29 protein-coding genes and 2 pseudogenes are annotated in these 26,066 nt (G+C 54.0%); 7 read left to right on the top strand and 24 right to left on the bottom strand.

All coding sequences use genetic code 11. The features are described 5' to 3' along the window. Nucleotides 1-3 precede the first annotated feature (3 nt). Nucleotides 4-1,671: a cellulose biosynthesis regulator diguanylate cyclase DgcQ gene (gene dgcQ, locus LH86_RS18320; RefSeq protein ID WP_039304320.1), complete on the top strand. Its 1,668-nt coding sequence runs from the start codon at nucleotides 4-6 to the stop codon at nucleotides 1,669-1,671. A 438-nt stretch (nucleotides 1,672-2,109) separates the two neighbouring features. On the opposite strand, the gene yodD is transcribed toward dgcQ, so the two are convergent. Then, on the bottom strand, nucleotides 2,110-2,343 hold the full coding sequence (gene yodD, locus LH86_RS18315) for a YodD family peroxide/acid resistance protein (RefSeq protein WP_039304316.1): 234 nt from the start codon (nucleotides 2,341-2,343) through the stop codon (nucleotides 2,110-2,112). Between the two features lie 129 nt (nucleotides 2,344-2,472). On the opposite strand from yodD, the gene dsrB reads away from it, so the two are divergent. Next, nucleotides 2,473-2,661, top strand: a complete 189-nt coding sequence (gene dsrB, locus LH86_RS18310; RefSeq protein WP_039294781.1) for a protein DsrB — start codon at nucleotides 2,473-2,475, stop codon at nucleotides 2,659-2,661. Nucleotides 2,662-2,777: 116 nt separating this feature from the next. On the opposite strand, the gene lpxO is transcribed toward dsrB, so the two are convergent. From lpxO to fliF, 15 genes are all read right to left on the bottom strand, one after another. After that, on the bottom strand, nucleotides 2,778-3,686 hold the full coding sequence (gene lpxO, locus LH86_RS18305; protein ID WP_039304313.1) for a lipid A hydroxylase LpxO: 909 nt from the start codon (nucleotides 3,684-3,686) through the stop codon (nucleotides 2,778-2,780). Nucleotides 3,687-3,870: 184 nt separating this feature from the next. Then, the gene (rcsA, locus tag LH86_RS18300) at nucleotides 3,871-4,494 is read right to left on the bottom strand and encodes a transcriptional regulator RcsA (protein ID WP_039294777.1); all 624 of its coding nucleotides are present in this window, start codon (nucleotides 4,492-4,494) and stop codon (nucleotides 3,871-3,873) included. Between the two features lie 347 nt (nucleotides 4,495-4,841). Continuing rightward, nucleotides 4,842-5,627 (bottom strand): flagellar biosynthetic protein FliR, encoded by a 786-nt coding sequence (gene fliR, locus LH86_RS18295; RefSeq protein ID WP_039304310.1) that lies wholly within the window; start codon nucleotides 5,625-5,627, stop codon nucleotides 4,842-4,844. After that, complete coding sequence (gene fliQ / locus LH86_RS18290; protein WP_008458124.1) at nucleotides 5,624-5,893, bottom strand: flagellar biosynthesis protein FliQ; 270 nt, start codon at nucleotides 5,891-5,893, stop codon at nucleotides 5,624-5,626. The genes fliR and fliQ overlap by 4 nt, the downstream gene beginning before the upstream one ends. A gap of 12 nt (nucleotides 5,894-5,905) precedes the next feature. Further along, nucleotides 5,906-6,646, bottom strand: coding sequence for a flagellar type III secretion system pore protein FliP (fliP, locus tag LH86_RS18285; RefSeq protein ID WP_008458126.1), 741 nt, complete (start codon nucleotides 6,644-6,646; stop codon nucleotides 5,906-5,908). Beyond that, complete coding sequence (gene fliO / locus LH86_RS18280; protein ID WP_039304307.1) at nucleotides 6,646-7,026, bottom strand: flagellar biosynthetic protein FliO; 381 nt, start codon at nucleotides 7,024-7,026, stop codon at nucleotides 6,646-6,648. Before fliO ends, fliP begins: the two co-directional genes overlap by 1 nt. Continuing rightward, the gene (gene fliN, locus LH86_RS18275) at nucleotides 7,027-7,437 is read right to left on the bottom strand and encodes a flagellar motor switch protein FliN (RefSeq protein ID WP_008458131.1); all 411 of its coding nucleotides are present in this window, start codon (nucleotides 7,435-7,437) and stop codon (nucleotides 7,027-7,029) included. It abuts the gene before it with no gap. Next, the gene (gene fliM / locus LH86_RS18270) at nucleotides 7,434-8,438 is read right to left on the bottom strand and encodes a flagellar motor switch protein FliM (RefSeq protein WP_039294764.1); all 1,005 of its coding nucleotides are present in this window, start codon (nucleotides 8,436-8,438) and stop codon (nucleotides 7,434-7,436) included. Before fliM ends, fliN begins: the two co-directional genes overlap by 4 nt. A gap of 4 nt (nucleotides 8,439-8,442) precedes the next feature. Next, nucleotides 8,443-8,910 carry a flagellar basal body-associated protein FliL gene (gene fliL / locus LH86_RS18265; protein WP_008458135.1) on the bottom strand — a complete coding sequence of 156 codons (468 nt, stop codon included), beginning with the start codon at nucleotides 8,908-8,910 and terminating at the stop codon, nucleotides 8,443-8,445. A 121-nt stretch (nucleotides 8,911-9,031) separates the two neighbouring features. Beyond that, nucleotides 9,032-10,273, bottom strand: coding sequence for a flagellar hook-length control protein FliK (locus LH86_RS18260; protein WP_039304305.1), 1,242 nt, complete (start codon nucleotides 10,271-10,273; stop codon nucleotides 9,032-9,034). Next, nucleotides 10,270-10,713 (bottom strand): flagellar export protein FliJ, encoded by a 444-nt coding sequence (fliJ, locus tag LH86_RS18255; RefSeq protein WP_008458139.1) that lies wholly within the window; start codon nucleotides 10,711-10,713, stop codon nucleotides 10,270-10,272. Before fliJ ends, LH86_RS18260 begins: the two co-directional genes overlap by 4 nt. A 12-nt stretch (nucleotides 10,714-10,725) precedes the next feature. After that, nucleotides 10,726-12,084 carry a flagellar protein export ATPase FliI gene (gene fliI / locus LH86_RS18250; protein WP_039304301.1) on the bottom strand — a complete coding sequence of 453 codons (1,359 nt, stop codon included), beginning with the start codon at nucleotides 12,082-12,084 and terminating at the stop codon, nucleotides 10,726-10,728. Then, nucleotides 12,084-12,779: a flagellar assembly protein FliH gene (gene fliH, locus LH86_RS18245; RefSeq protein ID WP_039304299.1), complete on the bottom strand. Its 696-nt coding sequence runs from the start codon at nucleotides 12,777-12,779 to the stop codon at nucleotides 12,084-12,086. The genes fliI and fliH overlap by 1 nt, the downstream gene beginning before the upstream one ends. Beyond that, on the bottom strand, nucleotides 12,772-13,764 hold the full coding sequence (gene fliG / locus LH86_RS18240) for a flagellar motor switch protein FliG (RefSeq protein WP_008458144.1): 993 nt from the start codon (nucleotides 13,762-13,764) through the stop codon (nucleotides 12,772-12,774). Before fliG ends, fliH begins: the two co-directional genes overlap by 8 nt. Further along, on the bottom strand, nucleotides 13,761-15,452 hold the full coding sequence (gene fliF / locus LH86_RS18235) for a flagellar basal-body MS-ring/collar protein FliF (protein WP_039304295.1): 1,692 nt from the start codon (nucleotides 15,450-15,452) through the stop codon (nucleotides 13,761-13,763). Before fliF ends, fliG begins: the two co-directional genes overlap by 4 nt. A gap of 229 nt (nucleotides 15,453-15,681) precedes the next feature. Between fliF and fliE the strand changes: the two genes are divergently transcribed. Continuing rightward, nucleotides 15,682-15,996 (top strand): flagellar hook-basal body complex protein FliE, encoded by a 315-nt coding sequence (gene fliE / locus LH86_RS18230; RefSeq protein ID WP_039304292.1) that lies wholly within the window; start codon nucleotides 15,682-15,684, stop codon nucleotides 15,994-15,996. A gap of 35 nt (nucleotides 15,997-16,031) precedes the next feature. Here fliE and LH86_RS22645 read toward each other — a convergent pair. After that, nucleotides 16,032-16,529 (bottom strand): annotated as a pseudogene (locus LH86_RS22645) (tyrosine-type recombinase/integrase); the annotation flags it as partial. A 536-nt stretch (nucleotides 16,530-17,065) separates the two neighbouring features. After that, entirely contained in the window at nucleotides 17,066-17,329 is a 264-nt protein-coding gene (locus LH86_RS18210; protein ID WP_039304285.1) for a hypothetical protein, read from the bottom strand. Between the two features lie 22 nt (nucleotides 17,330-17,351). On the opposite strand from LH86_RS18210, the pseudogene LH86_RS22870 reads away from it, so the two are divergent. The 3 genes and pseudogenes from LH86_RS22870 to LH86_RS18195 all read left to right on the top strand — a co-directional run. Then, nucleotides 17,352-17,631 (top strand): annotated as a pseudogene (locus LH86_RS22870) (DUF6246 family protein); the annotation flags it as partial. 71 nt (nucleotides 17,632-17,702) lie between these two features. After that, nucleotides 17,703-18,053: a hypothetical protein gene (locus LH86_RS18200; protein ID WP_156107040.1), complete on the top strand. Its 351-nt coding sequence runs from the start codon at nucleotides 17,703-17,705 to the stop codon at nucleotides 18,051-18,053. A 553-nt stretch (nucleotides 18,054-18,606) separates the two neighbouring features. Then, entirely contained in the window at nucleotides 18,607-19,461 is an 855-nt protein-coding gene (locus LH86_RS18195) for a MurR/RpiR family transcriptional regulator (RefSeq protein WP_039304280.1), read from the top strand. 29 nt (nucleotides 19,462-19,490) lie between these two features. On the opposite strand, the gene yedF is transcribed toward LH86_RS18195, so the two are convergent. Together yedF and yedE are read right to left on the bottom strand one after the other, a co-directional pair. Then, the gene (gene yedF, locus LH86_RS18190) at nucleotides 19,491-19,727 is read right to left on the bottom strand and encodes a sulfurtransferase-like selenium metabolism protein YedF (protein ID WP_016537040.1); all 237 of its coding nucleotides are present in this window, start codon (nucleotides 19,725-19,727) and stop codon (nucleotides 19,491-19,493) included. Next, nucleotides 19,724-20,938 carry a selenium metabolism membrane protein YedE/FdhT gene (gene yedE, locus LH86_RS18185; RefSeq protein ID WP_039304278.1) on the bottom strand — a complete coding sequence of 405 codons (1,215 nt, stop codon included), beginning with the start codon at nucleotides 20,936-20,938 and terminating at the stop codon, nucleotides 19,724-19,726. The genes yedF and yedE overlap by 4 nt, the downstream gene beginning before the upstream one ends. A 195-nt stretch (nucleotides 20,939-21,133) precedes the next feature. On the opposite strand from yedE, the gene yedD reads away from it, so the two are divergent. Then, nucleotides 21,134-21,550, top strand: coding sequence for a lipoprotein YedD (gene yedD / locus LH86_RS18180; protein WP_039304275.1), 417 nt, complete (start codon nucleotides 21,134-21,136; stop codon nucleotides 21,548-21,550). A 402-nt stretch (nucleotides 21,551-21,952) separates the two neighbouring features. Here yedD and amyA read toward each other — a convergent pair whose 3' ends face one another. From amyA to fliD, 4 genes are all read right to left on the bottom strand, one after another. Then, nucleotides 21,953-23,440: an alpha-amylase gene (amyA, locus tag LH86_RS18175; RefSeq protein WP_039304272.1), complete on the bottom strand. Its 1,488-nt coding sequence runs from the start codon at nucleotides 23,438-23,440 to the stop codon at nucleotides 21,953-21,955. 69 nt (nucleotides 23,441-23,509) lie between these two features. Beyond that, on the bottom strand, nucleotides 23,510-23,872 hold the full coding sequence (gene fliT / locus LH86_RS18170) for a flagella biosynthesis regulatory protein FliT (RefSeq protein WP_039304268.1): 363 nt from the start codon (nucleotides 23,870-23,872) through the stop codon (nucleotides 23,510-23,512). After that, nucleotides 23,872-24,282 carry a flagellar export chaperone FliS gene (fliS, locus tag LH86_RS18165; RefSeq protein ID WP_039304265.1) on the bottom strand — a complete coding sequence of 137 codons (411 nt, stop codon included), beginning with the start codon at nucleotides 24,280-24,282 and terminating at the stop codon, nucleotides 23,872-23,874. The genes fliT and fliS overlap by 1 nt, the downstream gene beginning before the upstream one ends. A 9-nt stretch (nucleotides 24,283-24,291) precedes the next feature. After that, nucleotides 24,292-25,713, bottom strand: coding sequence for a flagellar filament capping protein FliD (fliD, locus tag LH86_RS18160; RefSeq protein ID WP_039304262.1), 1,422 nt, complete (start codon nucleotides 25,711-25,713; stop codon nucleotides 24,292-24,294). Between the last annotated feature and the right edge of the window lie 353 nt (nucleotides 25,714-26,066).

The following is a 26,066-nucleotide window of genomic DNA, read 5'->3' as shown; positions in this document are numbered from 1 at the left end:
CCCTTGATCGGTAATACATTTGAGCGGTTTATAAGCCGCTATAAAAGACCGCAGCGGGTGGTAAACCTCTGTTTTATCGTCGTGTTTCTTTGCTCAACGCTGCTGACCTGGCGTGAGGTGGCGGTGCTGGAATCCGCCTATATCTCTAACCAGCGTAATAGTCTCGATAATATTGCCACCGCGCTGGACCGGCAGCTGCAGCACAGCATTGATAACCTGCTGTTTTATCGCAACACCATGCACTATGCGCTGCAGTCTCCTATTTCCACCGATATTTCACGTCAGACGGTGGCGGATTTCGCCGTCCAGCGAACGCAGCCTTACTGGCAAATAAAGCTGGATATTAATCGCGGGATGCCGATTAACGGCGTTTCCGACGAGTTTGTCAGCCACAGCCACGTGCTCGAGCGGGATGAGCGCTGGCTTTATCCTGAGCTGGAGGCGGCACTGGAATTCAGCTACATCATGCAGCTTGCCGACGACAAACGAGACTTGCAAAGGCGCGTGTTCTACGCTTCGCGAGCGGGCTTCTTCCTCTCAAGTACGCCGCCGGAAAACGATCCGGGCCTTGTGTCGCTCTATTATCGGCTCATTGCTCAGCCTTATTTTGGCGCCCAGTCGCCGCAAAACAACCCAGGCCGTGGTCTGCAGTGGACGCATACCTATAACCCAGGCAGCCCAAATGGGCAGATTATTACCGCCTCTGTTCCGCTGGATCTTAATCAGCGTTGGTACGGCGTGCTGGCGATGGATTTTCCTGTCAGCGGGATGCATGCATTCCTTCAGGAGCTGTCGCACGATCGCTATGAAGGCACAGTGATGCTGTTTGACAGGCATTTCTCGCTTATTGCCACCGCAGCGGACGGCGCGCCGCTGGGGCCTATGTTTAATGCCAAACAGCAGGCTGAGATTGCCCGATCCATGGAAAGCGGAGAAGAAGGCGAGCTGCGGATGGACAGCCGTTTCGTGACGTGGGCGAAGCTGATGAACTTTGACGGCGTGCTGATCAAAGTGCATACCCTCGGCGAGGGCGTGCAGGGGGAATTTGGTCGAATCAGCATTGTGCTGACGCTGCTCTGGCTACTCTTTACGCTGATGTTGTTCATCTCCTGGCGGGTGATTCGGCGGCTGGTGAGCAATATGTTGACGCTGCAGCAAACGTTAAGCTGGCGCGCAAATTACGATACCCTGACCCGGCTCTACAATCGCGGAGCCTTCTTCGATATCGCCCACGGCATGGCGCTGGACTGCCAGCGCGAGGATAAACCGTTCTCTGTGATCCAGATGGACCTCGATTTCTTCAAAGGCATTAACGATCGCTACGGGCATCACGCCGGCGACAAGGTGTTGTCTCATGCTGCTGCGCTGCTGGCTTCCTCCCTTCGGGAAGAGGATGTTGCCGGGCGCGTGGGCGGGGAAGAGTTCTGCGTGCTGCTGCCGGGCACGAAGCTTCCAGAGGCGGCAGCCGTTGCCGAGCGGATCCGGCACCGTATCAATACCAAAGAGCTGCTTTTGCAGGCCGGGCAGAGCCTTAAAATCAGCGCTTCGTTTGGCGTGAGCTGCGCCCATGAGCGCCATGATTATGATTTTGAACATTTGCAGTCCATTGCCGACCGACGGTTGTACAAGGCGAAGCAGAACGGACGCAACCAGGTTTGCACCCAGGACTGATTATCTCGTCGGGCGCGGCCGCTATATCATATAAGCGATGCTGATGTTTTATTCGATTGTCGAAGAAGGATCTCGCTCAAGCAGGCGTAATATTTCTGTTACGCAGTGGGCGAGGCAGAGACGCGTTTATTTTTTATTCATCCTGGACTGGCGAGTGAAAATAAGGCAGCTAATTTAGGATAAATCTCAATTTTTTCAGTGCTCAAATGGCTTTGTCATGCGGGCGTCAGGTTAAAAAAAACGATTTAACAAGGCATTGGATTCTAATTGATTGCGTAAATAGGTACAGTGGCAAACATTCTTGAAAAGAATATATCCTTGTATTCAATAAAATTTAAGGTAAGGTGGTCAACACATCAGATTTCCTGATGTAACGAATTTCAAGTGCTTCTTGCATTGGCAAGTTTTCATCCCGGCTCCCCGGCCGGGATGTTTTTCTTAGCGGTTAATTTCGTTCACGCTAAAATCCCGAATATCCAGCTCAAAAGCATCCGCCAGCTCCTTATAGCTATGCCAGTCTCGCCCATCCACGCTCACTCGCTGCGGGTGTTCCTCGCTGCTGGCATGCCGGATATCGCTTTCGCTAATTTCGTTGATGGCGGCAAGCAGTGCGTCAACATCCACTTCCGTTGTCTGATGCGCCGCGCTGCCGCTGATTTTCACGGTCTTCATCACTTTGCCCTCGCTGACTACCACCCTTAAGTATAGCCGTTTCAGATAATGCGCCAGGTGGCCCGGAGTAAGGGCGCTCAAGGGGTTTTTGATCTACAATGGCAGGCAATGTCTCTGGAGGAAATAACCATGAAAATCAATGATCGGGTGACCGTGAAGACCGATGGCGGCCCGCGGCGTTCGGGCGTCGTTCTGGCGGTGGAGCCGTTTAACGAAGGTACGATGTATCTTGTGTCGCTGGAGGATTATCCGCTGGGGATCTGGTTCTTTAATGAGTCAGGCCACCCGGACGGGATTTTTGTGGAGAGCGAGGAGTAGGCTTTTGGGGTCTGACCCTCACCCCGGCCCTCTCCCTGGAAGGGAGAGGGGGAAATCTAACAGTCTTGCTCTGGATAGTCCCCTCTCCCCTATGGGGAGAGGGTGAGTGGCAATCTTTACAGCACGCTTGGCACAATCACTGCCGCAAAAATCAGCGTAATCACCGAATATTTCATCGCGTAATACACCTTACGGTTTCGCTTTTTCAGGTGTTGCCCGCGGTCGCGCAACGCGTGAACATATTTGAAGATGCGGTTCAGCCCGCCGGTACGGTCGCTGTCGCTATTTGGCGAGCTGGCGGCTGACATCAGCGTGGTGCCTACCCAGTGGTTAACAGTCTGTGCCCAGCGCCATTTCATCGGGCGTTCAATATCGCAGAACAGAATGATTCGGGTCTGTTCGCTCTTGTTTTCTGCCCAGTGCACATAGGTTTCGTCAAAAATCACGGCTTCACCATCGCGCCAGCTGTGGCGCTGTCGGTCGACCTCAATAAAGCAGCGGTCGTCGTTGGGCGTGGCAAGGCCAAGATGATAACGCACCGAACCAGCATACGGGTCACGGTGCTTGCCCAGGTAAGATCCTGCCGGGAGTTCGGCGAACATCGCCGCTTTAACGGACGGAATTTCGCTAACCAGCTTGGTGGTGATTGGGCAAAGCTCATGCGCCGACGGGTGCGCATCGCTGTACCACTTCAGGTAAAAACGCTTCCAGCCCCGCTTGAAGAATGTGTTGAACCCGGCATCGTTGTGGCTTTCTGCCGCTTTGATGTGGCCCTGCAGGCGCAGCGCTTCCTCTCGAATGACTTCCCAGTTGTCCGTCAGCTTTTGCAGTTCCGGGAAGTCACTGGTCGGGAAATACGGCTGTTCAGGCGGCAGACGCGAGAAACGCGTCATGAACATATTGACCGGAGCCATAAAGGTCGAATGGTCAAAAAGCTGGCGGGAAAACTTCTGTTTTTCGACACCGCGGGAGTGGGCGTAGAAGACGCTGATAATAAAAATACCAAGAATAATAACGGCTACCATAGCAACAAATCTCTCCATGAATAATGGTAAGGCGTAAGTCTAGTGAGATTTATCTGCTTTTTTTGGCAAAGGTTGCGGTTTTGTTACGGAAAAGGGTGTCGTTTAACTTGTATTTAATCTCTGACGGGCGTCAGAGATTAAATACTGCGGCCAAAGCGGCGTAGGGATGCAGAGCGTAAGTCAGCTACCGGAGGTTAACAAAAATACCGTTGGTGACGTTGTCGGTGAGGCGGACTACATGATATATCACCTGCTTGTTGTGGGTCTTGATTTTGCGTTTTATATTTCCTTTATGCGACGAAACGGTTTTTGCCTTGATGTTCATTTGGTCGGAGATTTGAATCGTTCCTTGTCCTGACATCCACATTTTAAGCATGCTGGACTCTGTGCGACTAAGAGAAAGTGTCGGCAAATTAATATGTCCAATACATTGTGCATTTTTTGCTAAGTATTCCGATAAAATATCGTCTAAAGATTCTGGCTTGATGGATTTCGAGCTGATCAGCAGATTTTCTCTGACCAGAAGATATTCATCAAAGTGAATATTAGCAATTGCCATAAAGACTAAAAATAGCGTCCCTGGATGTTGATTAATGATCTGCTTAATTCGCTGACTGCTTTCCGGGTCATGAATAAAACAGTCTTCGTTTATAAACACCACGCTGGGTGCCTGAGACTGGCATGCCTGTGCCAGTTGTTCTACCGTTTCTACATCTGCAATATGCCGTTTTCTAACCCCGCGGCTGGCTAAGTAGCCGACAAGCCCCAGCCGGGTATAGCTGCATAAGTCCATAATAATCGTTGACATAGCAAACCCTCACTAAGCGCGTTATACCCGTAATAATCAGGAGCGCAGATTGAAAGCTGTACTGGTTTGACCACGAGTGACAATGTCAGTCCCAGGGCAAAGCCAGTCCGCCGCATTTTCCGCAGTTCTAATTATTTATGGGTAACCATTATTAATAATTTAAAAGGCGAAATCACTATCCCGGAAAGTTGCCTATAATTTGCCAGGAATGTTCTTAAAGTAAAGTGAATGTTGCGTATTGTGAGCAAGGTAAAAACTTATATTCCGCGCCAGATATATCTTGGCGGATGTTATTAACATATTTTTTTAGGAATATCCTCAGAGAGGCATTATAAAAATTATGGATATTAATTTGCGGGGATTTCACTGACTATATCCGCGAGCAGATCAAAAATCTCGCCGAATAAATGTTCGGTAAAGGGGGCGATAAGCGGCATCATTACCATAAAAATGAGCATGCCGATAGACAGGGTAACCGGAAAACCGATAACAAATACCGATAGCTGGGGTGCCATACGGTTTAACAGACCCAGCGCGATGTTAAGCGTCAGTAACAAAGTGATTAACGGCAGCGCCAGCATCAGGCCATTGAGAAAGATCAGGCCGCCTGCCCGGGTCAGCGCCATAAATGCGTTACTGTTTATCGGATTGCCGCCGATGGGCAGGGTATGAAAAGTATCGACCAGCATCGAAATCAGCCATAAATGACCGTTAAAGGTCAGGAACAGCAGCATCGCCAGAATATCAAGAAAACGGGCCAGCACCGGCATATTGAGGCGGCTACCGGGATCGAAGAAGGTCGCGAAAGAAAGCCCCATTTGCAGGCCGACAATTTCCCCGGCGGTACGCACGGCAGCAAAGGCAAACTGCATCGTAAAGCCCAGCGCCACACCGATAAGAATTTGTTGTATTGCAAGCCAGAAACCGGCGGCGGAAAAAATTGTTACCCCGGTTGCCGGTAAAGAAGGCGCGATGATGAAAGTGATCATCAACCCCAGCCCGAGCTTGACCCGCTTGGGAATCGAGCGCTCGCTCAGGATCGGGGCCGTCATGATCAGCGCCAGCACGCGCAGCAGCGGCCAAAAATAAAGGCTTAACCAGTGAAGCCACTGGGTGCTGTCAACGTGGATCATCCAATGGTGTTCGGCAGATTGGTCAGCAGGGAACGCATGTAATCCAGCAGCAGGTTAAGCATCCACGGCCCGGCAATAACGATAGTCACGAACACGGCCAGAATTTTTGGAATAAACGACAGCGTCATTTCGTTGATCTGCGTCGCTGCCTGCAGCAGGCTAATGACCAGGCCGCTTATCAGCGCAACCAGCAGCAGCGGGGCCGCAAGGGCAAGGGCCACCTTCATCGCTTCGGTGCCCATCATCATGACCGATTCTGGCGTCATTTTCTTTCTCCGCTAGCTGTAAAAACTTTGCGCTAATGAACCCACCAACAGCTGCCAGCCGTCGACCAGCACGAAAAGCATCAGCTTAAAGGGCAGGGCAATTGTCGCGGGGGGAACCATCATCATCCCGAGCGCCATCAGGACGCTGGCGATTACGAGGTCGATAATCAGGAACGGGATAAATACGGTAAAACCAATCTGGAACGCAGTTTTCAACTCGCTGGTGACATAGGCAGGCAGCAGGATACGCATTGGCACGGCTTCCGGCCCCTGCAGCGGTTGCGTATTCGCCAGGCGTGCAAACAGGGCCAGATCGGCTTCACGGGTCTGGCGCAGCATAAACTCGCGCAGCGGCTGAGCGCCTTTATCCATCGCCACTTCCATCGAGATCTTATCTTCGCTGAAAGGCTGGTAGGCGTCGGTATAAATTTTGTCGAACACCGGCGACATAATAAAAAAGGTCAAAAACAACGCCAGACCAACCAGCACCTGGTTAGGCGGTGCGGACGGCGTGCCCAGGGCGTTACGGAGCAGGCCAAAAACGATGATGATGCGCGTAAAGCTGGTCATCATCAGCAAAATGGCCGGCAGGAAGGTCAGGGAGGTAATAAAGACCAGCGTCTGCACCGGCAAGGACCAGCTTTGCCCGCCGTTAGCGAGAGGCTGGCTTATCAGGCCCGGTAATTGTGCGAAGGCGGCCGCAGGGAGGAGCAAAAATAGGCCCGGTAACGAGAGCGTCAGCAAACGTTTCATCAATCTTTCCCGTTACGTTTAAGCAGGTTCTTCATCAGTTTCTGGAAATCGGCGGGCGCAGGGGGTTTTTCAACCGCCTCCGAGACCGGCGCTGGAGGCAGCGTGTGCAGGTGCGTGATTTGGCTGGCGGTGACACCGAGGACCAGACGAGCGTCTTCGACGTCAACCACCACCACGCGCTCGCGCGGGCCTACGCTCACGCTGGCGCTAATGTTCAGCGACTTCTTTACGCCGACGCCCGCGCCGTGAAAACCAAAGCGCTTTGCCAGCCAGGCGGCCACCAGAATAAAAATAACAATGCCGGCCAATGCTCCGCTCACCTGAACTAGCGGTGAGCTGGCGTTGACGCTGGGCTGAGTGACGGTGGCCTGGGTTGTCATTTAGCGGCTCAGGCGACGCATACGTTCTGATGGGGTGATGATGTCGGTAATTCGCACGCCGTATTTGTCGGCGACGACAACCACTTCACCCTGGGCAATCAGGTAACCGTTGATCAGAATATCCAGCGGCTCGCCGGCCAGTCCGTCAAGCGCGACCACGGAACCCTGCGTCAGGCGCAGCAGCTCTTTGATGGTCATACGGGTACGGCCCAGTTCGACGGTCAGCTTGACCGGAATGTCCATGATCAGGTCGATATCCTGCACATTGCCGGCAATATCATTACCTTCCAGCGCGCGGAAGACGTTATCCGCGGTACTTTTCCCGGAACTTTTCTGCTCGTTTAACGCATCAGCCCACAGATCGTCCACTGAGCCTGCATTGTCATCGGACGGTTGATTAATATCACTCATTTGGGCTGTTCCTCATTCAGCGAATTCAATATCGGGTTGATCAAATGTTCTACGCGCAGGGCATACTGGCCGTTGATCGTACCGTACTGACTGGTCAGAACCGGTACGCCGTCTACGTGCGCGATAATACGATCTGGCTTTTCGATGGGCAGCACATCGCCAGGTTTCAGTTTTAGGATTTGGGACAACCGAAGCGGAATATCGGCGAAATTCGCCACCAATTCCAGCTCGGAATGCTGCACCTGGCGCACCAGGGTGTCGCGCCAGCTTTGATCTTCCTGACGGGAGTTCTCCAGCGGAGGGTTCACCAGCAGCTCGCGCAGCGGTTCAATCATGCTGAACGGCAGACAGATGTTGAACTCACCGGTCAGGTTGCCAATTTCGACGTGGAACGGGGTGTTAACCACGATGTCGTTAGGCGACGTGGTGATATTGGTAAATTTGACCTGCATTTCCGAACGAACGTATTCCACGTCCAGCGGATAAATCGCCTTCCACGCATCGCTGTAGGATTCCAGCGCCAGCTTCAGCATACGGTTGATCACGCGCTGTTCGGTGTGGGTAAACTCCCGGCCTTCCACTTTCGTTGGGAAGCGGCCATCCCCGCCAAACAGGTTGTCTACCGCAATAAACACAAGGCTGGGTGAAAACACGAACAGCCCGGTGCCGCGCAGCGGTTTCAGGTGGATCAGGTTCAGGTTAGTTGGCACCGGCAGGTTGCGGGCAAACTCATGGTAAGGCTGGATACGGATGGCCCCGACGGTGATGTCAGGGCTTCGACGCAGCAGGTTAAACAGCCCCATACGGAACTGACGAGAAAAACGCTCGTTAATAATTTCCAGCGCCTGCAGGCGCTCGCGCACTACGCGACGCTGGGTATTCGGGTCATAGGGACGAATATCGGATTCGCCCGGCGCCCTGGCCTTCGGCTCGTCGTTATTCTCACTGTCGCCGTTTAACAGCGCATCGATTTCGGCCTGAGAAAGAATACTGTCGCCCATGGACTTACCGCAAAATAAAGGCGGTATACAGCACGTCGCTGACTACCTGTTGAGGTTGCCCGGCGACCAGAGGCGGCGCCAGAGTAGTTTTAATCGCTTCCACCAGCTTCTGCTTACCGGCATCGGTGGCAAGCTGATTGGCGTCCTGGCGAGAGAACAGCAGCAACAGACGGCTGCGGACTTCCGGCAGGAATTCGCTCAGGCGCTGGCGGGTCGCTTCATCTTTCAAACGCAGCGTGACGCCGATGTACAGCACGCGATCCGCATCACCCAGATTGACGGTAAACGTATCCAGAGCGAAGAACACTGGCGCAGGCGGCGGCTCAGGCGTTTTTGCCTGGGCTGTGGCTGGCGTTTGCTGCATGCGCCAGTAGCTGTAGCCTGCGGTGGCGCACGCGGCGAGTGTGATAAGAACCAGTATCGGCACCCAGATGGCGCGCTTACGGCCTTTCGTGATAGCGGTATCAGTCATTGAACGCTTTATTCCTGTATCGGTACTGCTGAAGAGCAATTATCCCGTGTCTCCGGGCGGTCAAAGCCCGGAAAACACACGTTTATTGTCGCTAGCTCTGGCGTTTACCCTTGAACGGGGCTCAGGCGAAGATATCCACCGCGCCGTTGCTGCTTGCCAGACGCTGCAGGCTATCGGCCACCGGCAGCGGCTCGGCGTCGTTACCGCTCAGGGAGAAACGCTCTCCGCTGCGGGCGCTTTGCTGCTGTTGCTGCTGGCCGGACTGCTGCTGAGCGAAGCTTTCGCTGCTGATGTTGCTCTGGCCAAGCTGGATGCCGCTTTCAGCCAGCGCAGTGCGCAGTGAAGGCAGCGCTGCTTCAAGCGCAGCCCGTACGTGACTGTGCGGCGACATCATCTGCAGCTGTGCCTGGTTATCTTCTAGTTTTAGACTAATTTGCACCTGACCGAGATCTTCCGGGTGCAATCTCAGCTCGGCGCTGTGCTGGCCCTGACGGGTAAACAGCGTAACGTGCTGAGAAATCTGCTGTTGCCACTCATGGCTGCCCAACTGGGCGCTGATCATCGGCGCCGTTGGGGTGGCGATGTGCGTTGTCGTTGGGGTCGCAACTGTGGTGCTGCTGATGGCCGGAGTTATCTGCGCGGTGACAGGGGCGGTGTTATTTGCCTGTGGAGCCGCGTTGTCGCGACCGTCAGGCGTGTTGTTAGCGACCAGTTGCGCTTTGTCATCCACGTGCTGCTGGACCGCTGCCGGGCCGGTGGCTGCAACAGATTTACTGTCTGCAAGCGTCGCCCCCGCAGGCGTAGCTTTTTTGCCGCTGGCGTCAGCAGGCAGCAGGCTGTCCGCGGTGTTTTTGCCTGCGGTGTTGCCTGCTGCAGAGGTCAGGGCGGACAGCGATGCTGTGTCGGTTGCTGTTTTAGCTAGCGTCACGGGCTGCGCAGCGGTTACGGGCTGCGGCAACATAGCGAACAGCGCGCTAAGCGTTTGCAGCTCAGCGTCGCTCAGGGGCTTATCTGTTTTTGCGTCTTTCAGCGCCGCCTCGGGCTTATCACCCGTTTCTGTTTTGCCGATGGAGGCGAGCAGGGCGGAAAGCGCTTCAGGCTGTTCCGGCGAGTTTAGCAGCTCCGTCAGGGCCGCCTGGTCGTCTTTGGTCTCGCCTTTTGCCGCATTGGCTGCGGCAACTTTGCTTAATGCCGCGCCCAGAGGCAGCGATTTACCGTCTTCCAAAACGACGTTTCCCGGCAAAGCTTTGCCCAGCAGCGTCAGGAAGTCTTCACCGAAGCCTTTGCCGTCCGCGCCTTTTGCATCCCCGGCGGCAGCGGTGTCGGCCCCGGGGTTTAACAGAATTTTTGGCAATGTGATCATTCACCTTTCCTCAATGTGGCCCGCTGGGCGTATTCGTCCATCTGCTTCTGATCGAGTCTGTTCTCTGCGAGCAACAGCTCCGCTGCCTTTCTGTCCTGCAGGGTTTGCCATGCCTGCAGGCGCTTTTGTTTTTCCTGCCATGCGCCCAATGCCTGGTCAACTTTATTGCTCCACTGCATCAGCTGCTGGCGGTGCTGTTCGATGGCTTTTTCCAGCGTGCGTATAAACTGCTGGTAGTTCTGCCAGCGCGTGCTGGCGATCCCCTGGCTCATGTTGTCATTCAGGCTGTTGCTGTACTCAAACTGATAGTTAATCAGCATGTTGAGTTGCTCTTCCGCCTGCTGGCAACCCCGGCGCATCTCCCCTAAACGAATCGCTGCTTTTTCTACTTCCTGGGCGGCGAGTTCACGCAAAGTATCCAGTGCGCTGTTTTGGTTCATGGTCACCTCTCATCAAACGGTGGGGAAAAGCGTCTCCAGTGCGAGGCTGGCTTCTTCCCAGTTTGCGCGTTCAAAAATGCCTTGTTGCAGGAAGGCTTCAAGATGCGGCCACAGTTCAATGGCCTTATCGAGCATCGGATCGCTGCCTTTGGCGTAAGCCCCCACGCTCACCAAATCACGGTTGCGCTGGAAGCTGGATAACAACTGTTTGAAACGACGTACCCGGGCGTAATGCTGCTCGGTAATCAACGATGTCATGGCTCGGCTGATAGAAGCTTCGATGTCGATGGCCGGGTAGTGGCCCGCTTCTGCCAGGCGGCGTGACAGCACAATGTGGCCGTCAAGAATGGCTCGCGCGGAGTCGGCAATCGGGTCCTGCTGATCGTCGCCTTCGGTGAGTACGGTATAAAACGCGGTAATCGAGCCGCCGCCGTGAATGCCGTTCCCCGCACGCTCAACCAGCGCCGGGAGCTTGGCAAAGACCGAAGGCGGATAGCCTTTGGTCGCCGGAGGTTCGCCAATGGCGAGGGCGATTTCACGCTGGGCCATGGCATAACGCGTCAGAGAATCCATAATCAGCAGGACGTGCTGGCCGCGATCGCGGAAGTCTTCGGCGATTCTTGTCGCGTAGGCGGCACCCTGCATACGCAGCAGCGGAGAAACGTCCGCCGGGGCGGCAATCACCACCGAACGGGCACGGCCTTCGGCACCGAGAATATTCTCGATAAAGTCTTTTACTTCGCGACCACGCTCGCCAATCAGTCCCACGACGATCACGTCAGCCTGGGTGTAACGCGCCATCATGCCGAGCAGGACGCTTTTCCCCACGCCGGAACCGGCAAACAGGCCCATACGCTGCCCGCGACCTACCGTCAGCAGGGCATTAATCGGGCGAACGCCAACGTCAAGAACATGTTCAATCGCGGTACGCTGGAGTGGGTTAAACGGGGCTGCACCCAGCGCGCCCATCAGGTCGGAATCCGGCGAAGGCAGCCCGTCGAGCGGGCGGCCGCTGCCGTCAAGTACGCGGCCCAGCAAGGCCGGGCCAAGCGGCAATTTTTTACCGCTGTGCAGGCCTTCCGATGTCGCAGAGCGGGCATAAACCCGGGCGCCGGGAAGAATGCCTTCGACTTCTTCCAGCGGCATCAGAAACAGTTTGTGGCCGTTGAAGCCCACGACTTCACATTCGACTTCCCGGTCGTGCTGCTCAATGATGCAGGTCGCGCCCAGCGCCAGCTGCAGGCCGGTGGCCTCCAGGACCAGGCCGGTGGCGCGGGTCAGACGGCCGTAGCGGCGAACGGACGGCAGTTCGACCATCCGCGCTTCAAAATTGTCGAGCGTGGTCAGCCAGCGGGTCAGGCGCGCGGTCATCAGAGCACTCCCGGCGCGGCCAGGCGGCACAGCTCTTGCCAACGAGTGGCCACGCTGGCGTCAAGGTCGCCTTCATCGGCGGAGACTTTGCAGCCGCCCTGGTGCAGGCTTGGGTCGCCGCGCAAACGCCAGCCGTGCAGGCTCAGCGTGGCACCCAGCATCTCTTCAACTCGCTGTAAGTCATCCGGGTGTACGCGCAGCTGTGGCTTACCGCTGAACAGCGGTTCCTGCATCAGCAGGCCCTGAATCTGTTTGATCAGCGCGTTGTTATCCACGGCAGGCGTCTGGCCAATAACCTGCCGCGCGGCTTCCAGCGCCATTTGCATCAGGCGGGAGGCAATTACGCTGTCCAGCGCATCCAGCGTGTACTGGAATTCGCTCACCAGCTGCTGCATGCGGGCGTGCACCGGTGCCTGTTGCTGACGGGCTTCATTGATGCCCTGTTCAAGCCCTTGCTGGAAGCCCGCTTTACGGCCTTCTTCTACGCCCTGATCGTGCCCGGCGGCAAAGCCTGCGCTGTGACCCTGTTCACGGGCCTGGGCCTGCATCATCGCCAGCGTTTGCTGCAGGTCCGGCTCGTTTTCCGGCTCTTCCTGCTCCGCGGTGGTTTCCGGCATCAGAATCTCTTCGAACACCGGCGTAGGGAAGGCGAGATCTTCAGGCGTCCAGCGTTTCCATGGCAGCGTATTAGACATAGGTATCCTCGCTGGTGCCGATCACCATCTCGCCGGTCTCCGCCAGGCGACGCACGATAAGCAGGATAGCTTTCTGTTCGTTTTCCACCTGCGACAGACGCACCGGGCCACGGTTGGCGAGGTCGTCGCGCAGGATGTCCGCAGCACGCTGGGACATGTTGCGCAGGAACTTCTCGCGCAGCGCCTGCTCTGCACCTTTGAGGGCGATAAGCAGAGATTCGGACTCCACTTCCTGCAGAAGACGCTGAATGCTGCGGTCGTCCACGGCCACGAGGTTTTCGAACAGGAACATCTCGTCGATGATTTTCTGCGCCAGTTCGCCGTCGAAGTCGCGCACGGCGGTAATAACGGCTTCTTCCTGCTGAGTTTTCATCAGGTTGATGATTTCCGCCGCCGTTCTCACGCCGCCCATTTTGCTGCGCTTGAGGTTCTGGCCGTCGAGCAGGTTGTTCAGCACTTCGGTCAGTTCTGCCAGCGCGGCCGGCTGGACGCCGCCAAAGGTGGCGATACGCAGCATGACGTCGTTGCGCAGGCGCTCGTCGAACAGCGCCAGAATATCCGCCGCCTGGCCACGCTTGAGGTGAACCAGAATGGTGGCGATGATCTGCGGGTGCTCGTCGCGAATAAGATCGGCGGCGCTCTGCGGCTCCATAAAGTTGAGCGTTTCGATGCCGCTGGTGGTGTCGCGGGTTTCGAGAATATCTTCCAGCAGGCTGGAGGCACGCTCTTCGCCCAGCGCTTTGATAAGCACAGTGCGCAGGTAGTCGTTGGCGTTGATGCTCAGCGCCGCGAACTGTTCGGCCTCTTGTTCAAACTCGGCAAGCACTTCGGTCAGCAGTTTGTTTGAGATTTGATGGGTGTTCGCCATCGCCGCACTTAAATGCTGCACTTCACGCGGGCTGAGGTGTTTGAACACCTCGGCGGCGCGGTCTTCACCAATGGTCATCAGCAGGATGGCGCTCTTTTCGGTTCCGGTAATACTCATATTTCAGTACTCATCCATTGGCGGATCACCAGCGCAACTACGCGAGGATCGTTGTCGGACATATCACGAATACGCTGACTCATGACTTCGGCGCTCAGGCGCTGGTTAGCTTTACGCTGCTGTTGTTGCTCATCGCGGCTAAGCGTTACGGCGACGGCTTCTTCTTCGGCTTTTCGGTTCTCTTTCGCTTCGTTAGACGCTTTCAGAATTTCCGCGCGGCGGGTGAGCTGCGGACGAATCGCTTTCCGCCACAGCACCCAGGCCACAATCAGCACAATCAGCCAGCGACCCGCAGAGAGCAGCATGTCGAAGAAGGCCGGGGACTTCCAGAACGGCAGGCTGCTGCCAGCGTCGTCTTCGGTCGCGGTAAACTGCGAGTTCACCACATTCAGGGTGTCACCGCGGGTTTCGGAATAGCCCATCGCTTCACGCGTCAGGTTTTCAATCTGCTTCATCTGGTCGGCAGTGAGCGGCAGAGGTTTCCCGTCGGCCAGTGTGCGGTAGTTCACCACCACGGCAACGGACAGACGCTGAATATCCCCCACGTTCAGCTTGGTGTGACGAATGGTACGGTCCACTTCATAGTTGGTGGTTTCGTCACGCGAAGTGTTGCTGCTGCCGTTCTGACTGGTGGTGCTGGTCTGGTTCTGCTGGCCGTTGTTGGCCTGCTGATTCGCCTGGTTGTTCTGCGGCGGCGTCGAAATCGGTGCCGTGTTGGCCGGCGCTGGCTGGTTGGAGAGCGCGCCCGGCACGCCGCCCGGGAACTGGCCATTGACCTGAGAGGTCTGGTTCAGCTGGCGAGAACGGACTGCGGTCTGAGCCGGATCGCCATTAGGGCGATACTGCTCTTCGGTTTGTTCTTTGTTGGCAAAATCAATCTGCGCGGTGACCTGGGCATGCACGTTGCCGTTGCCCACAATCGGGCCAAGGATAGATTCAATGCGGCGCTGGTAGCGGCTCTCTACGTCGGTGGCGTACTTGAGCTGGGCGTCGTTAAGGTCGCGGCCTGCGTTGTTGGACTGCGTCAGCAGATGGCCACCCTGATCGACCAGCGTGACGTTACCCGGTGGTAAACCAGCCACGGCGCTGGAAACCATATGCACCACGGCATTAATTTGCCCTTCATCCAGCGCGCGGCCAGGCTCGAGGCTCAGGGTAACGGAGGCAGAAGGGGACTTTTGTTCACGCACAAACAGGGAAGGTTTTGGCATGGCGAGGTGTACGCGGGCGTTCTTCACCGGGCCAAGCGTTTCAATGGTGCGGGCCAGTTCGCCTTCCAGCGCACGCTGGTAGTTCACCTGCTCGCTAAACTGACTGATACCAAACTTTTCCTGATCCAGCAGCTCGAAGCCGACGGCACCGCCTTTAGGCAGGCCCTGCTGAGCCAGACGCAGACGCAGGTCGTAGACGTTGTCTGCCGGGACCATGATGGCGCTACCGTTGTCTGAGAAACGGTAGGGAATATTCATTTGTTGAAGCTGGGTAACAATCGCGCCGCCGTCCTGGTCGGCGAGGTTGCTGTAAAGCACGCGGTAATCAGGAGATTTTGCCCAAAGTACCAGGGCCACCAGCACGGCCACGGCGGCGGAGCCGCCCACAATCAGCGGGATCCTTGGATTAGCGCGAAGGCGATTTAACCACTCAAGTGTCTTGTTTTGCGGCGTTTGCGCCTGAGCAGCAGTGGTCATTCCACACCTCGCGGCTTAGCGTTGACAGAATTTTTAGAGTAATGAGTGAACAAGACTGACTCCCGGGTCGACAAACACGACAAAAGTTCCATATGGATGGCAGTGTCATTATTTTCGTTTCACGAAATTTCGATGGCTGAATTAGCTCTATTTTTTACGTCTATTTAACGCCTTTATCCTATTGACAGGGTGGTAATCTTCACTCGCTTAATCAATGTGAGGCGAAAAAATGGCAATTCAGGGTATCGAAGGCGTACTGCAACAACTTCAGACGACCGCGCTGGCGGCGACCAATCCTGCCGCGTCGGCTGCTGCGCCAACGGTGAGCTTTGCTGGAGAGCTGCAGGCCGCTTTAGGGCGGATTAGCGAGACGTCCAACAGCGCACGCGCTCAGGCGGAGAAATTTGCGCTTGGCACGCCAGGCGTTGCCCTGAACGATGTCATGGTAGATCTGCAGAAATCCTCCGTTTCCCTGGCGATGGGGATTCAGGTACGTAACAAGCTGGTTGCGGCTTACCAGGAAGTGATGAACATGCAGGTGTAGTTGATTAAGCTATTTGATTTAACTGAATAAATTAATCAAATCACTTTTGCGTGGGGCATGGATGGGGCAAATGACGATAATTTCTGGTTCAGAATGGCAAGTTGTTCACGGTCATTATCAGTCATCCATTTACCGTAAACCTGATAAACCATCTGGGCATTGGCGTGTCCCATTTGAGATGCGATGAAATTCGGGTTTGCTCCTGCGGTAAGTGACCAGCATGCGTATGTGTGTCTGGATTGATATGCTTTCCGGTATCTCAGTCCAGCTTTGCCCATGGCAGCTTCCCAGCTTTGGTTAACTGAACCGACTGCATAGTGATAACCTGATCGACCATTCTTTGCGTGTAAAGATGGGTTAAACACAAATGTGCATTTGTGGACTTCCTTCTTTTTGTACTCCCTCAAGACCACATCAATCTCATGCTGTTTTCCTAATCTGGTAAGTTCCGCCTGATCGCGAAGAACTTCCAGAGCAGCATCAATCAGTATTATCTCCCTGTCTGTTCCCGCATCGGTTTTTGGCGGGGTGAACTATGGCTTTTTTATTTGTATTTATTGCTAGTAGCCATGGAAAAAATATCGAACTTTTAGCCCGATAAATCTTAATGCAGGCCAGACATAATGCTTAGCTGCATACATGGATGGTAGGGTAACCACGACAGCAAAAATGCAGCAGATTCCGTACACTGCGCTGTTGGTCGCGATCTCTGAGTAGTCGATATCAAATGACCAATAGTGAATCCAACTGATGACGGAATTGCCGGTAAATCCAGCCCCGAATACAGACAAGAAGATGACGATAAGCCCATAAATTATATTAATAATTTTTTTTATCCAACTCATCTGTAACCTGTTTACATGGTTGTTAATTTATTCAAGAGGCTTAGATTAAGTGATACTTGGCAATAAATCTCATGATTTTATGCGCCATCCTCCAGGGTGGCTTTTTTATTTGCATGATTAGCTCAGATGGTAGAGCGTCTGGCTTTCAATCAGGAGATCTGGGGTTCGAATCCCTCGGTCTGCACCATATTCAAGCCCCTGCAGAAATGCCGGGGCTTTTTGTTTTATGGCTTGAAAATCTCAATTCTGTTAAATGACTGGTTCGTGAAGGTCATGTCTTCTTGCTCAAGAATGTGACCTACCAAACTGCTAATCATGGCCTTCCAGATTGCATCATCATAGTGGACGTTATTACTGTCTTCGAGAATTACATGTGTAGGATTTTCTTCAGGCAGTAGCTGCGTATAGAAGATATCCTTTGACTCAAATAAATCGCGGTACTTCTCAAGTATTCCTTCTGGCGCGACAATGCCAAATTCAAAGCTCATATGGCCTCCTTTGTTTAGGTCTTTAGCCAGCTCGCTAATCACCCACGGCATCATCGGCAAAGCCAAAGTACGAAAGTTGCAGCGTAACGAATCAGGCCAGATGACGCGAGAGTTTCACGCCATTGAGTACATTAACGTTCGGTATCTCGAAAGACGAAGCGATGAAGCTGACCATGACCGAGTTTCAGCTACTCCAGAACACCAAATACCCAGAGCAGAAAGGCTTCACGAAAGAAGAATATGGCACTGTTATCGATGACTATTTCGCGAAGAAGAAACGCAAGCTGGATAAGGCTGCATAATGGCTATTTTGCATTGCCTTGCGCACCTCTTCTGCTAACATTTCCTTACTTTTAATTGTGGGGATAGGGATGTGAAGAAGGTTTTATTGTTAGCTATGTTGTTGGCCTCCAGTACTGTGAAGGCTGGCAACATGGAAGCATCAGCGGAAAAATTGACAGGCTGTCTTTTCAGCTATGCTGACTCCCAGATCGGCACACAATCAGCGCCAAAGGATATATCTTCCAGGGCGTTTAATCATTGTGCTAATGAGCTAAAAGATTACCGAAACTCTATCGGCCCCGATGAATCTCAGTGGGACAGGCTTGATGAAGGACAAAAGCAAGCCATTGATAAAATTAGGGATAATACTACATCTGGACTTTCTGAAAACTTATCAAAGCAGATTGCGGATTACGTTATGGAGCAACGTAAAGGTAGTTGATTGCCGATACCGGATACTGCCTGGCCGAGTTGATATCAGTGCAGAAAATCCTGAGTGGCCGCAGCGACCTTGAAAATCCATGGGGCACTGATGGGACAAAAAACTAGCGCGAGATTGTGTGAACTTACCAACAGCCCAAACAGTCTCGCGCTAAATCTCTGTCTTGAATCGTGATGTTTCCCGTTCTTTCTCTATCTTACAATTAGACTCCTCATATGATGAACATGCAGGTGTAGTGCATGGGTCGACTGATTTCAGACTGGAGCAAGCTTTGTTTGCTCCAGTCTGGCATTTGGCCGTGCGTTGTGTTTTTGTCCCGCCTTTAATCTTTGACTCTTTTATTCATTCAACTCGCGTCTTACCTGCACGTTAATCTACGCACCTCTTAGTTTTCACGGCATTAGTATGTTAAGTAAAACAGCGTTTTAACGCTGATCTCTGGCTGATACCCTTATTTATTTGACGCCTAAAGTAATTTCACTGCACTATCAGGTCGATACCTTCAAGACCCCGGAAGGGATTTCCGGTCTAAACGGGAGCGTCCTGTCAGCCTATGACCCCGCAACAAAAGCTAGAAGAACATTACGAGACATTAACTCCCGAGCTGCAGCGGGCCGCAGAGTTGAGCCTGCATAATATGAAAGACTTAATTGCGCTTTCGATGAGGGCGTTTGCCGCGCGCATTGGCGTCAAGCCCGCCACGCTGCTGCGTCTGGCTCAGCGTCTGGGCTATGGCGGCTGGGGAGAGTTCAAAGCCGCCGTTATCCAGGAGTTTGGCCTGAATAATGAAACCCATCAGGCAAGGGCCGAAAAGCTGGTCGATAAGGGCAGCACGGCGTCGCTCTATCAGGAAGTGTTTGAGGCCCATGCGGGAAATCTTTCCCATACCGAGGCTGAAAATCCGCAGGCAATGGAACAGGCGGTTGATGTCCTGGATGCGGCCGAACATGTGTATGTGTGCGGTTTTCGGGCCAGCTATTCGGTGGCCTATACGCTGTTTTATATCTATCGCCTGTTTAATAAGAACGTGTCGCTCATCGACGGCCAGGCGAGCAATTACGAAATTTTTACCCGTGAGCTGACGCCAAAAGATGTGGTGTTGATGATTGGTTTTGCGCCGTATTCGCGTGAGTCGCTTGATGTGCTGGGCGCGGCCAGGCAGGCCGGGAGCAAAATTGTTGCGCTGACGGACTCCCCGCTCTCCCCACTTGCGGAACACGCCGCCAGCACGCTTTATTTCTCCGCGCACAGCCCGTCGTTCTTTCCTTCCGTCGTGTCGGCCATGGGCATTGCCGAGTGCTTGCTGGCGATGCTGGTGGCTAAACACGGGGACAGGGCGGTACAGAAAATTGCCAGCGCAGAACGTTTCCTGCTGGATTCCGGGGCGTGGGTAAAACCGGTTCGTTGATAAAAGGGGCTGTTTTGCCCCTTTCATGATTAGCGCTGGATAAGATAGCGAATGGTGGGGCCGTCCTGCTGAATATCCAGCACCGTGTAGCCGTGGTTTTTGGCGTCCAGCGGGATGTTATTGATGGACTGCGGGCAGTCGCTGACCACTTCCAGGATCTCGCCTTTTTTCAGCTGCGGCATTGCCTCCAGCGTGGCAACAGCCGGGTAAGGGCAGGGCTCACCTACCATGTCCAGCCGGTAATCCGGGACAATGTTCTGACTCATGCTGTTTCTCCTGTTGTGGTGCCGATAGCCTGGTTTTTACGGCGAAAGAAGCGTTTTTCCCAACCGACAATCAGCAGATAAGCGGCGAGCAGCATCAGGTAGGTCACCAGCAGCCCACCCAGCGGCCCAAAGGTATTCAGCAGGTTGACTTTGTCCCAGCTGGTGGCCAGGGAGGGGGAGATGTCATCCCAGAACCAGGCCAGCAGCGTAGAGCCAATCACGTTGCCAAGACCCACCCACCAGTAATGCACCTGGCCTTCAACTGCGCGGTACATCCAGCCCGTTTCGCAGCCCCCGGCTAGCACGATACCAAACCCGAACAACAGCCCGCCGATGACGGCGTTTGGCCCTGCCCACATGATTTTGGCTTCTACGCCCAGTTGCACATAGCTAAAGATGCCAATGGCGCTGACCGCCATGCCCAGAATAATCGCTTTGGCCATGTGGGTGCGGCCGGTGATCCACATGTCGCGGAAGGCGGAGGTGAAGCAGATCTGTGCGCGTTCGATCAGCAGGCCAAAGCCGACGCCAAACAGCATGGCGAGGCCAAGCTTAGGCTGGTTTATGGCGGTCAAACCGCCCCAGCCCAGCATGCCGATAAATACCAGCATTCCCATGCGGAAACGGCGCTTAGCGCGATCCGGCTGCTGGGTGAGTGGGGAGGCAGCGGAGACTTTTTGCAGTTTGACCGGAATGCGGAACATCGGCAGCAGCGTGAAGCGTGCGCCAAACCAGCAGCCGATGGCGGTGGCAAGGGCGAAGAACCAGGCGTGCAGAGAAAACTGTGGGATCCCGGTAAAGAACGCCGCGAGGTTACAGCCCATTGCCAGCCTCGCGCCGAAGCCAGCAATAATCCCGCCGAGTACGGCCTGAATGATGCGGATACGGTGCTGGGGCAGGCGAAGCTTGACGTTATTGGCCCACAGCGCGGCGGCGAAACAGCCGCCAAACATGCCGATGATCATCATGCCGTCGATACGGGTCAGCGGGCTGCCGTCAAGGTGAATCAGCTTGTAGTAACCCCATTCTTCGGCGTGTATGCCCATCAGCTGCAGGAGCTGGCCGCCCCAGCGGGTGAATTCGCCGGTCACGGCCCAGAAGGTGCCGGTAATGCCAAAGTAATAGGTGGAGAGGATCCCGGCCGCGATCACCGCGGGCATCGGTTTCCAGAAGGTTACCAGGTATTGGTGTTTAAAGGAGTGCCAGGTCATTGTTTTCGCCTCTGAACTCAGAAGAACGTGCCGCTATGGGCAAAAGAAGGCGCAATCATACGCCCATCGTTTAGGCTTAACAGGCTGAAAAGATGAAAAAATAATCTGGATCAATTTTTATGCCCCAGGCGGAATTGCTGGCAGGCATCGGGCTTTAATGCCAGAATTATTTTTTCTCCGCAGTCAGGATAGACGATGAAGAAGCTTTTAGTATTGGCGGCGCTGGTGGCACTGAGCGGCTGCACCGAGGTCAGAGATTATAAGCAGGTCGTGCGTACCGAAGCGCCGGCCGGTATGGCGGGCTACTGGCAGTCCAGCGGGCCGCAGAGCGAGCTGGTTAGCCCGGAGGCGATTGCTTCGCTGGTGGTCACGCCGCAGGGCGATACGCTGGACTGCCGACAGTGGCAGCGGGTAATTGGGGTACCGGGTAAGCTGACGCATTTGTCTGGCGATCTGCGCAACGTCACCGTTAAACGTGAGATTTACGACATTGAGCTGAGCGGTGACACGCTGGAGTACGCCGGGATGACGTTGAAGCGCGTTGACCGTTTGACGCCTGAATGCGCTGATTTTCTGGCTAAGAATCCTTTGGATAGCCAACTGTCGAAATAAGAAATCCCCTCACCCCGGCCCTCTCCCCAAAGGGGCGAGGGGGAAAACAGGTGCTGTGAACACGGTTTATTCCCTCTCCCTTTTAGGAAGAGGGTTAGGGTAAGAAGCGACGCTGCGTTTTAAGTCAGCGTTAAACATAAAGCGAGGCACGGTTCCGGCTTAAATCGCCTCCGTTTTCTCTCCGACCCAGGACTGGGAGATAAAACGGAGGTCTGCCGCTTCAGCGGTCGATTTATTTGGCCGGGAGTCCGGGGTCTCGGGGAAGTGACGGTGACTTCCCCGAGTCGTTAACAAGTTCTGTGGTGACATGTGAAGCAGGACTGGAAGTGAACGGAACCTTAGCCAGATCTACATATTCGTGGGCATTCAGGACTAAGAAGCAGCCTACGGGATAAAACTAAATCACAGCACATCCTCCAGCACCCAAACGCTAACGCTGCCGCCTTGACAGGTAAAGGTTGCGCTCCCTGCCGCGTCGGTGTGAATCGTTTCCTCGCGATTGCCGAGATAATCACGCCAGTTTTTCTCAGCGAAATTTTCCCCTAAGGTGACGTGCTTTTCGCCGTTATCGCCGTTGGACATGATAACCACGCAGCCTGGGGCTTCCGCCGTGCCGCTTCTGCTAAAGCCAATGCAGTTAGGATGATCGAACCACAAAGTCTGCACGCCGTGGGCAAAGCGTTCCCGGGCGTGGATCAGGTCATCCAGTTGTTCGATGACCGGCATATCAATGTGGTAGTTCTGCCCGTCGCCGCCTTCATCGTCGTAGCTTGCGCCGAAAAGGTCCGGGTAGAACACCGACGGTACGCCGTTTTCGCGCAGCAGAATTAGCGCATAGGCCAGCGGTTTAAACCAGGCTTCTACGGGGGCTTCGAGCGCCTGCAGCGGCTGGGTGTCGTGGTTAGCCACCAGCGTGACGGCGTGGAACGGGTCGGCCTCAACCAGCGTGCCGGTGAAAATCTGACTCATGTCGTAGTCACGCCCAAGCCGGGATGCCTCATGGAATTTCATTTGCAGAGGGGCATCAAACAGCATCGTTTTGCCCTCTACCAGGGCGATGTATTCCAGCAGTTTATCCACTTCATGGGACCAGTATTCCGCTACGATAAACAGCGGCGTTTCCGTCACGTCCTGGACGTGCTCAATCCACTCTTTATAAAACCAGGCGGGAATGTGTTTGACGGCATCGAGCCGGAAACCGTTACACTGCGTTTCCGCCATGACCCAGCGCGCCCAGTATTTAAGTTCTTCTGTCACCGCATGGTTGCGGAAGTCTATATTGGCACCCATCAGATAATCGAAGTTCCCCAGCTCGTCGTCCACCTGGTCGTTCCAGCCCTCGCCGGTGTAGTCATTGACGATTTTGAAGATGCCGTCTTCATCGGGGTTTTCTATATGATCCACGCCGCTGAAGCATTTGTAGTCCCAGATGAACTGTGAGTATTGCCCGGCGCGGGCAGGGAAGGTGTAGCGGGTCCAGGCCTCGCAGTCGATAACCTCAGGCGAGATCTCGTTGCGGTTATCGGCATTTACCCTGTTGACGCGGATGTGTTCTTTTTCGTCGGCGCCCATTTTATGGTTCACGACCACGTCCAGCAGCACTGAAACGCCGTTATCCCTTAAGGATTGTATGGCCGCCAGCAGCTGTGTTTTATCCCCATACTTGGTGGCGATGCTGCCTTTCTGATCAAATTCCCCGAGGTCGAAGAGATCGTAGCTGTCGTAGCCGACCGAATAACCGCCCGCGCTGCCTTTATACGCCGGGGGAAGCCAAACCATGTTGATGCCGATGTCGCTGAGGCTGGCCGCACGGTCGGCAACTTCTGACCAGAGCGTGCCGTTGCCTGGGGTGTACCAGTGGAAAAACTGTAACAGGGTGGGGTTCGTCATCTTGTCCGCGCTCCAGAAGTCATTTAGCTGACCTCTGGAGTATGGAATAAGATGTGAAATACGACAGGTTTACTGGTTCAAATCGCTTGGCGTTAAGACATTGCCGGAGAGAAAACCATAAGTATTGTTCAGTGATTTTTGGCGACCGCTTTGGTCAATCAGGTCGCGAAGCTCGCTCAGGCGACTGTTTAGCAGCCCTTTGATCTCATTTTCATTGGCGAGAATGATATCAAGCAGCGCCTTCGCTTCTTCCTGGCTACGCTGACCGGCTTGAGCAATAGGATTACTGGCAATCGCCTCTACCAGCTGAACGTATTTAACCTCATGATCAATCAACTCATCCCATTTTCCGCTATGGGCAAGGTCAAGCATGGTTTGACTGAGGGCGTGCAGGGCACGCCATCCATTGAGGGATGAGATGAAATCATTCATCAGATAGCATCCTGAAATGTAGGGGAAGTAGGGCCGATTTGCTTCCATGCATCCGCGATGTTTGCAAGTAATCTTTCGACTTCGGCGATGGCCTCTACGTCATTACGCAAATTAGCGTGCAGGAGACGCCTGACCATGTAGTCATAAAGATTCGCGAGGTTAACGGGCAAATCTCCTCCGACATCCATATTCAGGCCGGCTTTCAGTCCATTATCAATAATGTTAATGGCTTTTGAGAGCGCCTCGCCTTTTTGCGGCATTTGTTCCTGTTCAAGAAACAAGCGTGCACGAACCAGGGCACTGAGTGCCCCATCGAACAACATCACCACGAGCTGGTGTGGACTGGCACTCATAACGGCGCTTTCCAGACCGACCTGTTGATAGGCTTGTACACCAGAACTCTTGTACATACAAAATCCTTAGCTTTTGTTGAACTGCTGCGACAGATAGTTCCCCATGTTGGTCATCGAGCTAACAAGGCTTGCCAGAGAAGTAAACTGTGCCTTATAACGCGCCATGGTTTCGTCGATACTGTCACTCATCGCTTGTTTGCGATCGGCCACGGTTTTCAGCGTGGAAGTGATGCCGTCCTGCGCGTTCTTAATGACCCCAGCATTGATTGAGCTGGTACTCAACATATTGTTCAGTTTGGTATCCAGCTGCGTCGCAAACCCTGTCGTTTTACCGTCGCCTACAAAGTAGTTAATAACGCCCTGCGGGTTGTCGCTTAACGCTTTGGTTAATTGGGTATCATTGACTTTTAGCTGGCTGGAGCCATCCGGGGCCAGTACGGGATCCTGGGTAATGCCCAACTGCGCCATAATGCTGTAATCGCCGCCCTGTACCTGGGTCAGCATGCTACGGATATCAGCCTGGATACCGCGTACGGTACTGTCACCGACGAGTGCGCCGTTGTTTGGATCCTGGGCGGCGCCTGGGTCAACTTTTACATATTTGGTGACGGTAGCAATCGTTGACTGAAGGGTGTTGTAGGCTTTTACCCAGTCATTAATCACTTTCTTGCTGGCATCGCTGGTGCGCGACACGCTCAGCGTTTCATCCGCCGTGCTCTTCGCCTTCAGGTTCAACGTTACGCCCGGCATGGCATCAGAGATGGTGTTGCTCTGGCGCTCAATCATGACGCCGTTCACTTTCACCTGAGCATTTTGCGAAGCAGTTTGCTCTGTTAAAGCACCGGTCTTGCTCGTTGAGTTGTACCCAATCACGCCCTGGAGCTGGTCATCACCGGTGACGGTGATGGTCATATCTGACTGCGTGCCGGTGCTCTTTGAGGCAATCATCAGGCGATAGTCGCCGTCGTTAGCTTTAACAACGGATGCCGAGACGTTTCCGCCCGCGGCGTTAATCGCTTTTGCAATACCGTTTAATGAGGTATCGCCGTCGGCAAGCGTCACGCTCAGTGGCTTAGTGGTGCCAGGCTGAGTAATCGTTATCGTACGTGTACCACCAGTGGTCGCACCCTGCTGCGCTGTGTTGCTGCTGATGCTGCCGGTTGAGAGCACCTGAGCCTTCGCCATCTGCTGTACGTTAATTGTATAGTCAGCAAGGATAGCGTCACTGGTCGTGGTCGCGCTAAAAGCGGTATTGGTACTGGTGACGGAGGTAGACACCAGAGAACCCTTCGCTGTTAACGCAGCGGTAGCCGTTTCCAGTCCGGAAATCGCGGTTTTCAACTGACCAAAGGCGCTAAACTGGGCTTGATAAGTCTTTGTTTGTGTATCAAAGATGGTTAATTTTGTTTGTTCAGCCGTGTAAAGCTTATCGTAAGTATCCTGGAGGTTCAGGCTGGTACCTGCCCCGAGGCTTGAAATCGATGCCATTGATGTCTTCCTTTAAGTCGCTGGTAGTTTCATTCACTTATCGGCTGACTCAATGAAAAGTTTACAGCCGGGGAAAAAAAATAATCAGCCGAATAGCAGGCAGTGGATCGGCCTTATATGACGATTGTCGGAAAAGACGGTGACATTAATAGCGTGGCCGATGGCGTAAAGGGAGGCAAAGATATATTTGCTCAAATGCGATAAGCCGCGTTTGAAAGTGTAGGAAAGGTTAAGTTTAGCGCTGGTTGTAAATTTAATTTCTTTATAATTCAGTTATTTGATTTTTTTTTATCATTAATTCTAAAGTTGGCACAGAGGGCGTCGATAACCTTGTTGACGGTGAGAGACGCCGT

Source organism: Cedecea neteri (assembly GCF_000758325.1).
Lineage (GTDB): Bacteria > Pseudomonadota > Gammaproteobacteria > Enterobacterales > Enterobacteriaceae > Cedecea > Cedecea neteri_B.
The sequence above is the reverse complement of the archived record's forward strand: the minus strand, read 5'-3'. Positions and strand labels throughout refer to the sequence as shown.

Coding starts and splice junctions, on each gene's coding strand:
- yodD (WP_039304316.1), bottom strand. CDS start 2,343: ATGAAGACCGTGAAAATCAGCGGCAGCGCGGCGCATCAGACAACGGAA.
- dsrB (WP_039294781.1), top strand. CDS start 2,473: ATGAAAATCAATGATCGGGTGACCGTGAAGACCGATGGCGGCCCGCGG.
- lpxO (WP_039304313.1), bottom strand. CDS start 3,686: ATGGTAGCCGTTATTATTCTTGGTATTTTTATTATCAGCGTCTTCTAC.
- rcsA (WP_039294777.1), bottom strand. CDS start 4,494: ATGTCAACGATTATTATGGACTTATGCAGCTATACCCGGCTGGGGCTT.
- fliR (WP_039304310.1), bottom strand. CDS start 5,627: ATGATCCACGTTGACAGCACCCAGTGGCTTCACTGGTTAAGCCTTTAT.
- fliQ (WP_008458124.1), bottom strand. CDS start 5,893: ATGACGCCAGAATCGGTCATGATGATGGGCACCGAAGCGATGAAGGTG.
- fliP (WP_008458126.1), bottom strand. CDS start 6,646: ATGAAACGTTTGCTGACGCTCTCGTTACCGGGCCTATTTTTGCTCCTC.
- fliO (WP_039304307.1), bottom strand. CDS start 7,026: ATGACAACCCAGGCCACCGTCACTCAGCCCAGCGTCAACGCCAGCTCA.
- fliN (WP_008458131.1), bottom strand. CDS start 7,437: ATGAGTGATATTAATCAACCGTCCGATGACAATGCAGGCTCAGTGGAC.
- fliM (WP_039294764.1), bottom strand. CDS start 8,438: ATGGGCGACAGTATTCTTTCTCAGGCCGAAATCGATGCGCTGTTAAAC.
- fliL (WP_008458135.1), bottom strand. CDS start 8,910: ATGACTGATACCGCTATCACGAAAGGCCGTAAGCGCGCCATCTGGGTG.
- LH86_RS18260 (WP_039304305.1), bottom strand. CDS start 10,273: ATGATCACATTGCCAAAAATTCTGTTAAACCCCGGGGCCGACACCGCT.
- fliJ (WP_008458139.1), bottom strand. CDS start 10,713: ATGAACCAAAACAGCGCACTGGATACTTTGCGTGAACTCGCCGCCCAG.
- fliI (WP_039304301.1), bottom strand. CDS start 12,084: ATGACCGCGCGCCTGACCCGCTGGCTGACCACGCTCGACAATTTTGAA.
- fliH (WP_039304299.1), bottom strand. CDS start 12,779: ATGTCTAATACGCTGCCATGGAAACGCTGGACGCCTGAAGATCTCGCC.
- fliG (WP_008458144.1), bottom strand. CDS start 13,764: ATGAGTATTACCGGAACCGAAAAGAGCGCCATCCTGCTGATGACCATT.
- fliF (WP_039304295.1), bottom strand. CDS start 15,452: ATGACCACTGCTGCTCAGGCGCAAACGCCGCAAAACAAGACACTTGAG.
- fliE (WP_039304292.1), top strand. CDS start 15,682: ATGGCAATTCAGGGTATCGAAGGCGTACTGCAACAACTTCAGACGACC.
- LH86_RS18210 (WP_039304285.1), bottom strand. CDS start 17,329: ATGAGCTTTGAATTTGGCATTGTCGCGCCAGAAGGAATACTTGAGAAG.
- LH86_RS18195 (WP_039304280.1), top strand. CDS start 18,607: ATGACCCCGCAACAAAAGCTAGAAGAACATTACGAGACATTAACTCCC.
- yedF (WP_016537040.1), bottom strand. CDS start 19,727: ATGAGTCAGAACATTGTCCCGGATTACCGGCTGGACATGGTAGGTGAG.
- yedE (WP_039304278.1), bottom strand. CDS start 20,938: ATGACCTGGCACTCCTTTAAACACCAATACCTGGTAACCTTCTGGAAA.
- yedD (WP_039304275.1), top strand. CDS start 21,134: ATGAAGAAGCTTTTAGTATTGGCGGCGCTGGTGGCACTGAGCGGCTGC.
- amyA (WP_039304272.1), bottom strand. CDS start 23,440: ATGACGAACCCCACCCTGTTACAGTTTTTCCACTGGTACACCCCAGGC.
- fliT (WP_039304268.1), bottom strand. CDS start 23,872: ATGAATGATTTCATCTCATCCCTCAATGGATGGCGTGCCCTGCACGCC.
- fliS (WP_039304265.1), bottom strand. CDS start 24,282: ATGTACAAGAGTTCTGGTGTACAAGCCTATCAACAGGTCGGTCTGGAA.
- fliD (WP_039304262.1), bottom strand. CDS start 25,713: ATGGCATCGATTTCAAGCCTCGGGGCAGGTACCAGCCTGAACCTCCAG.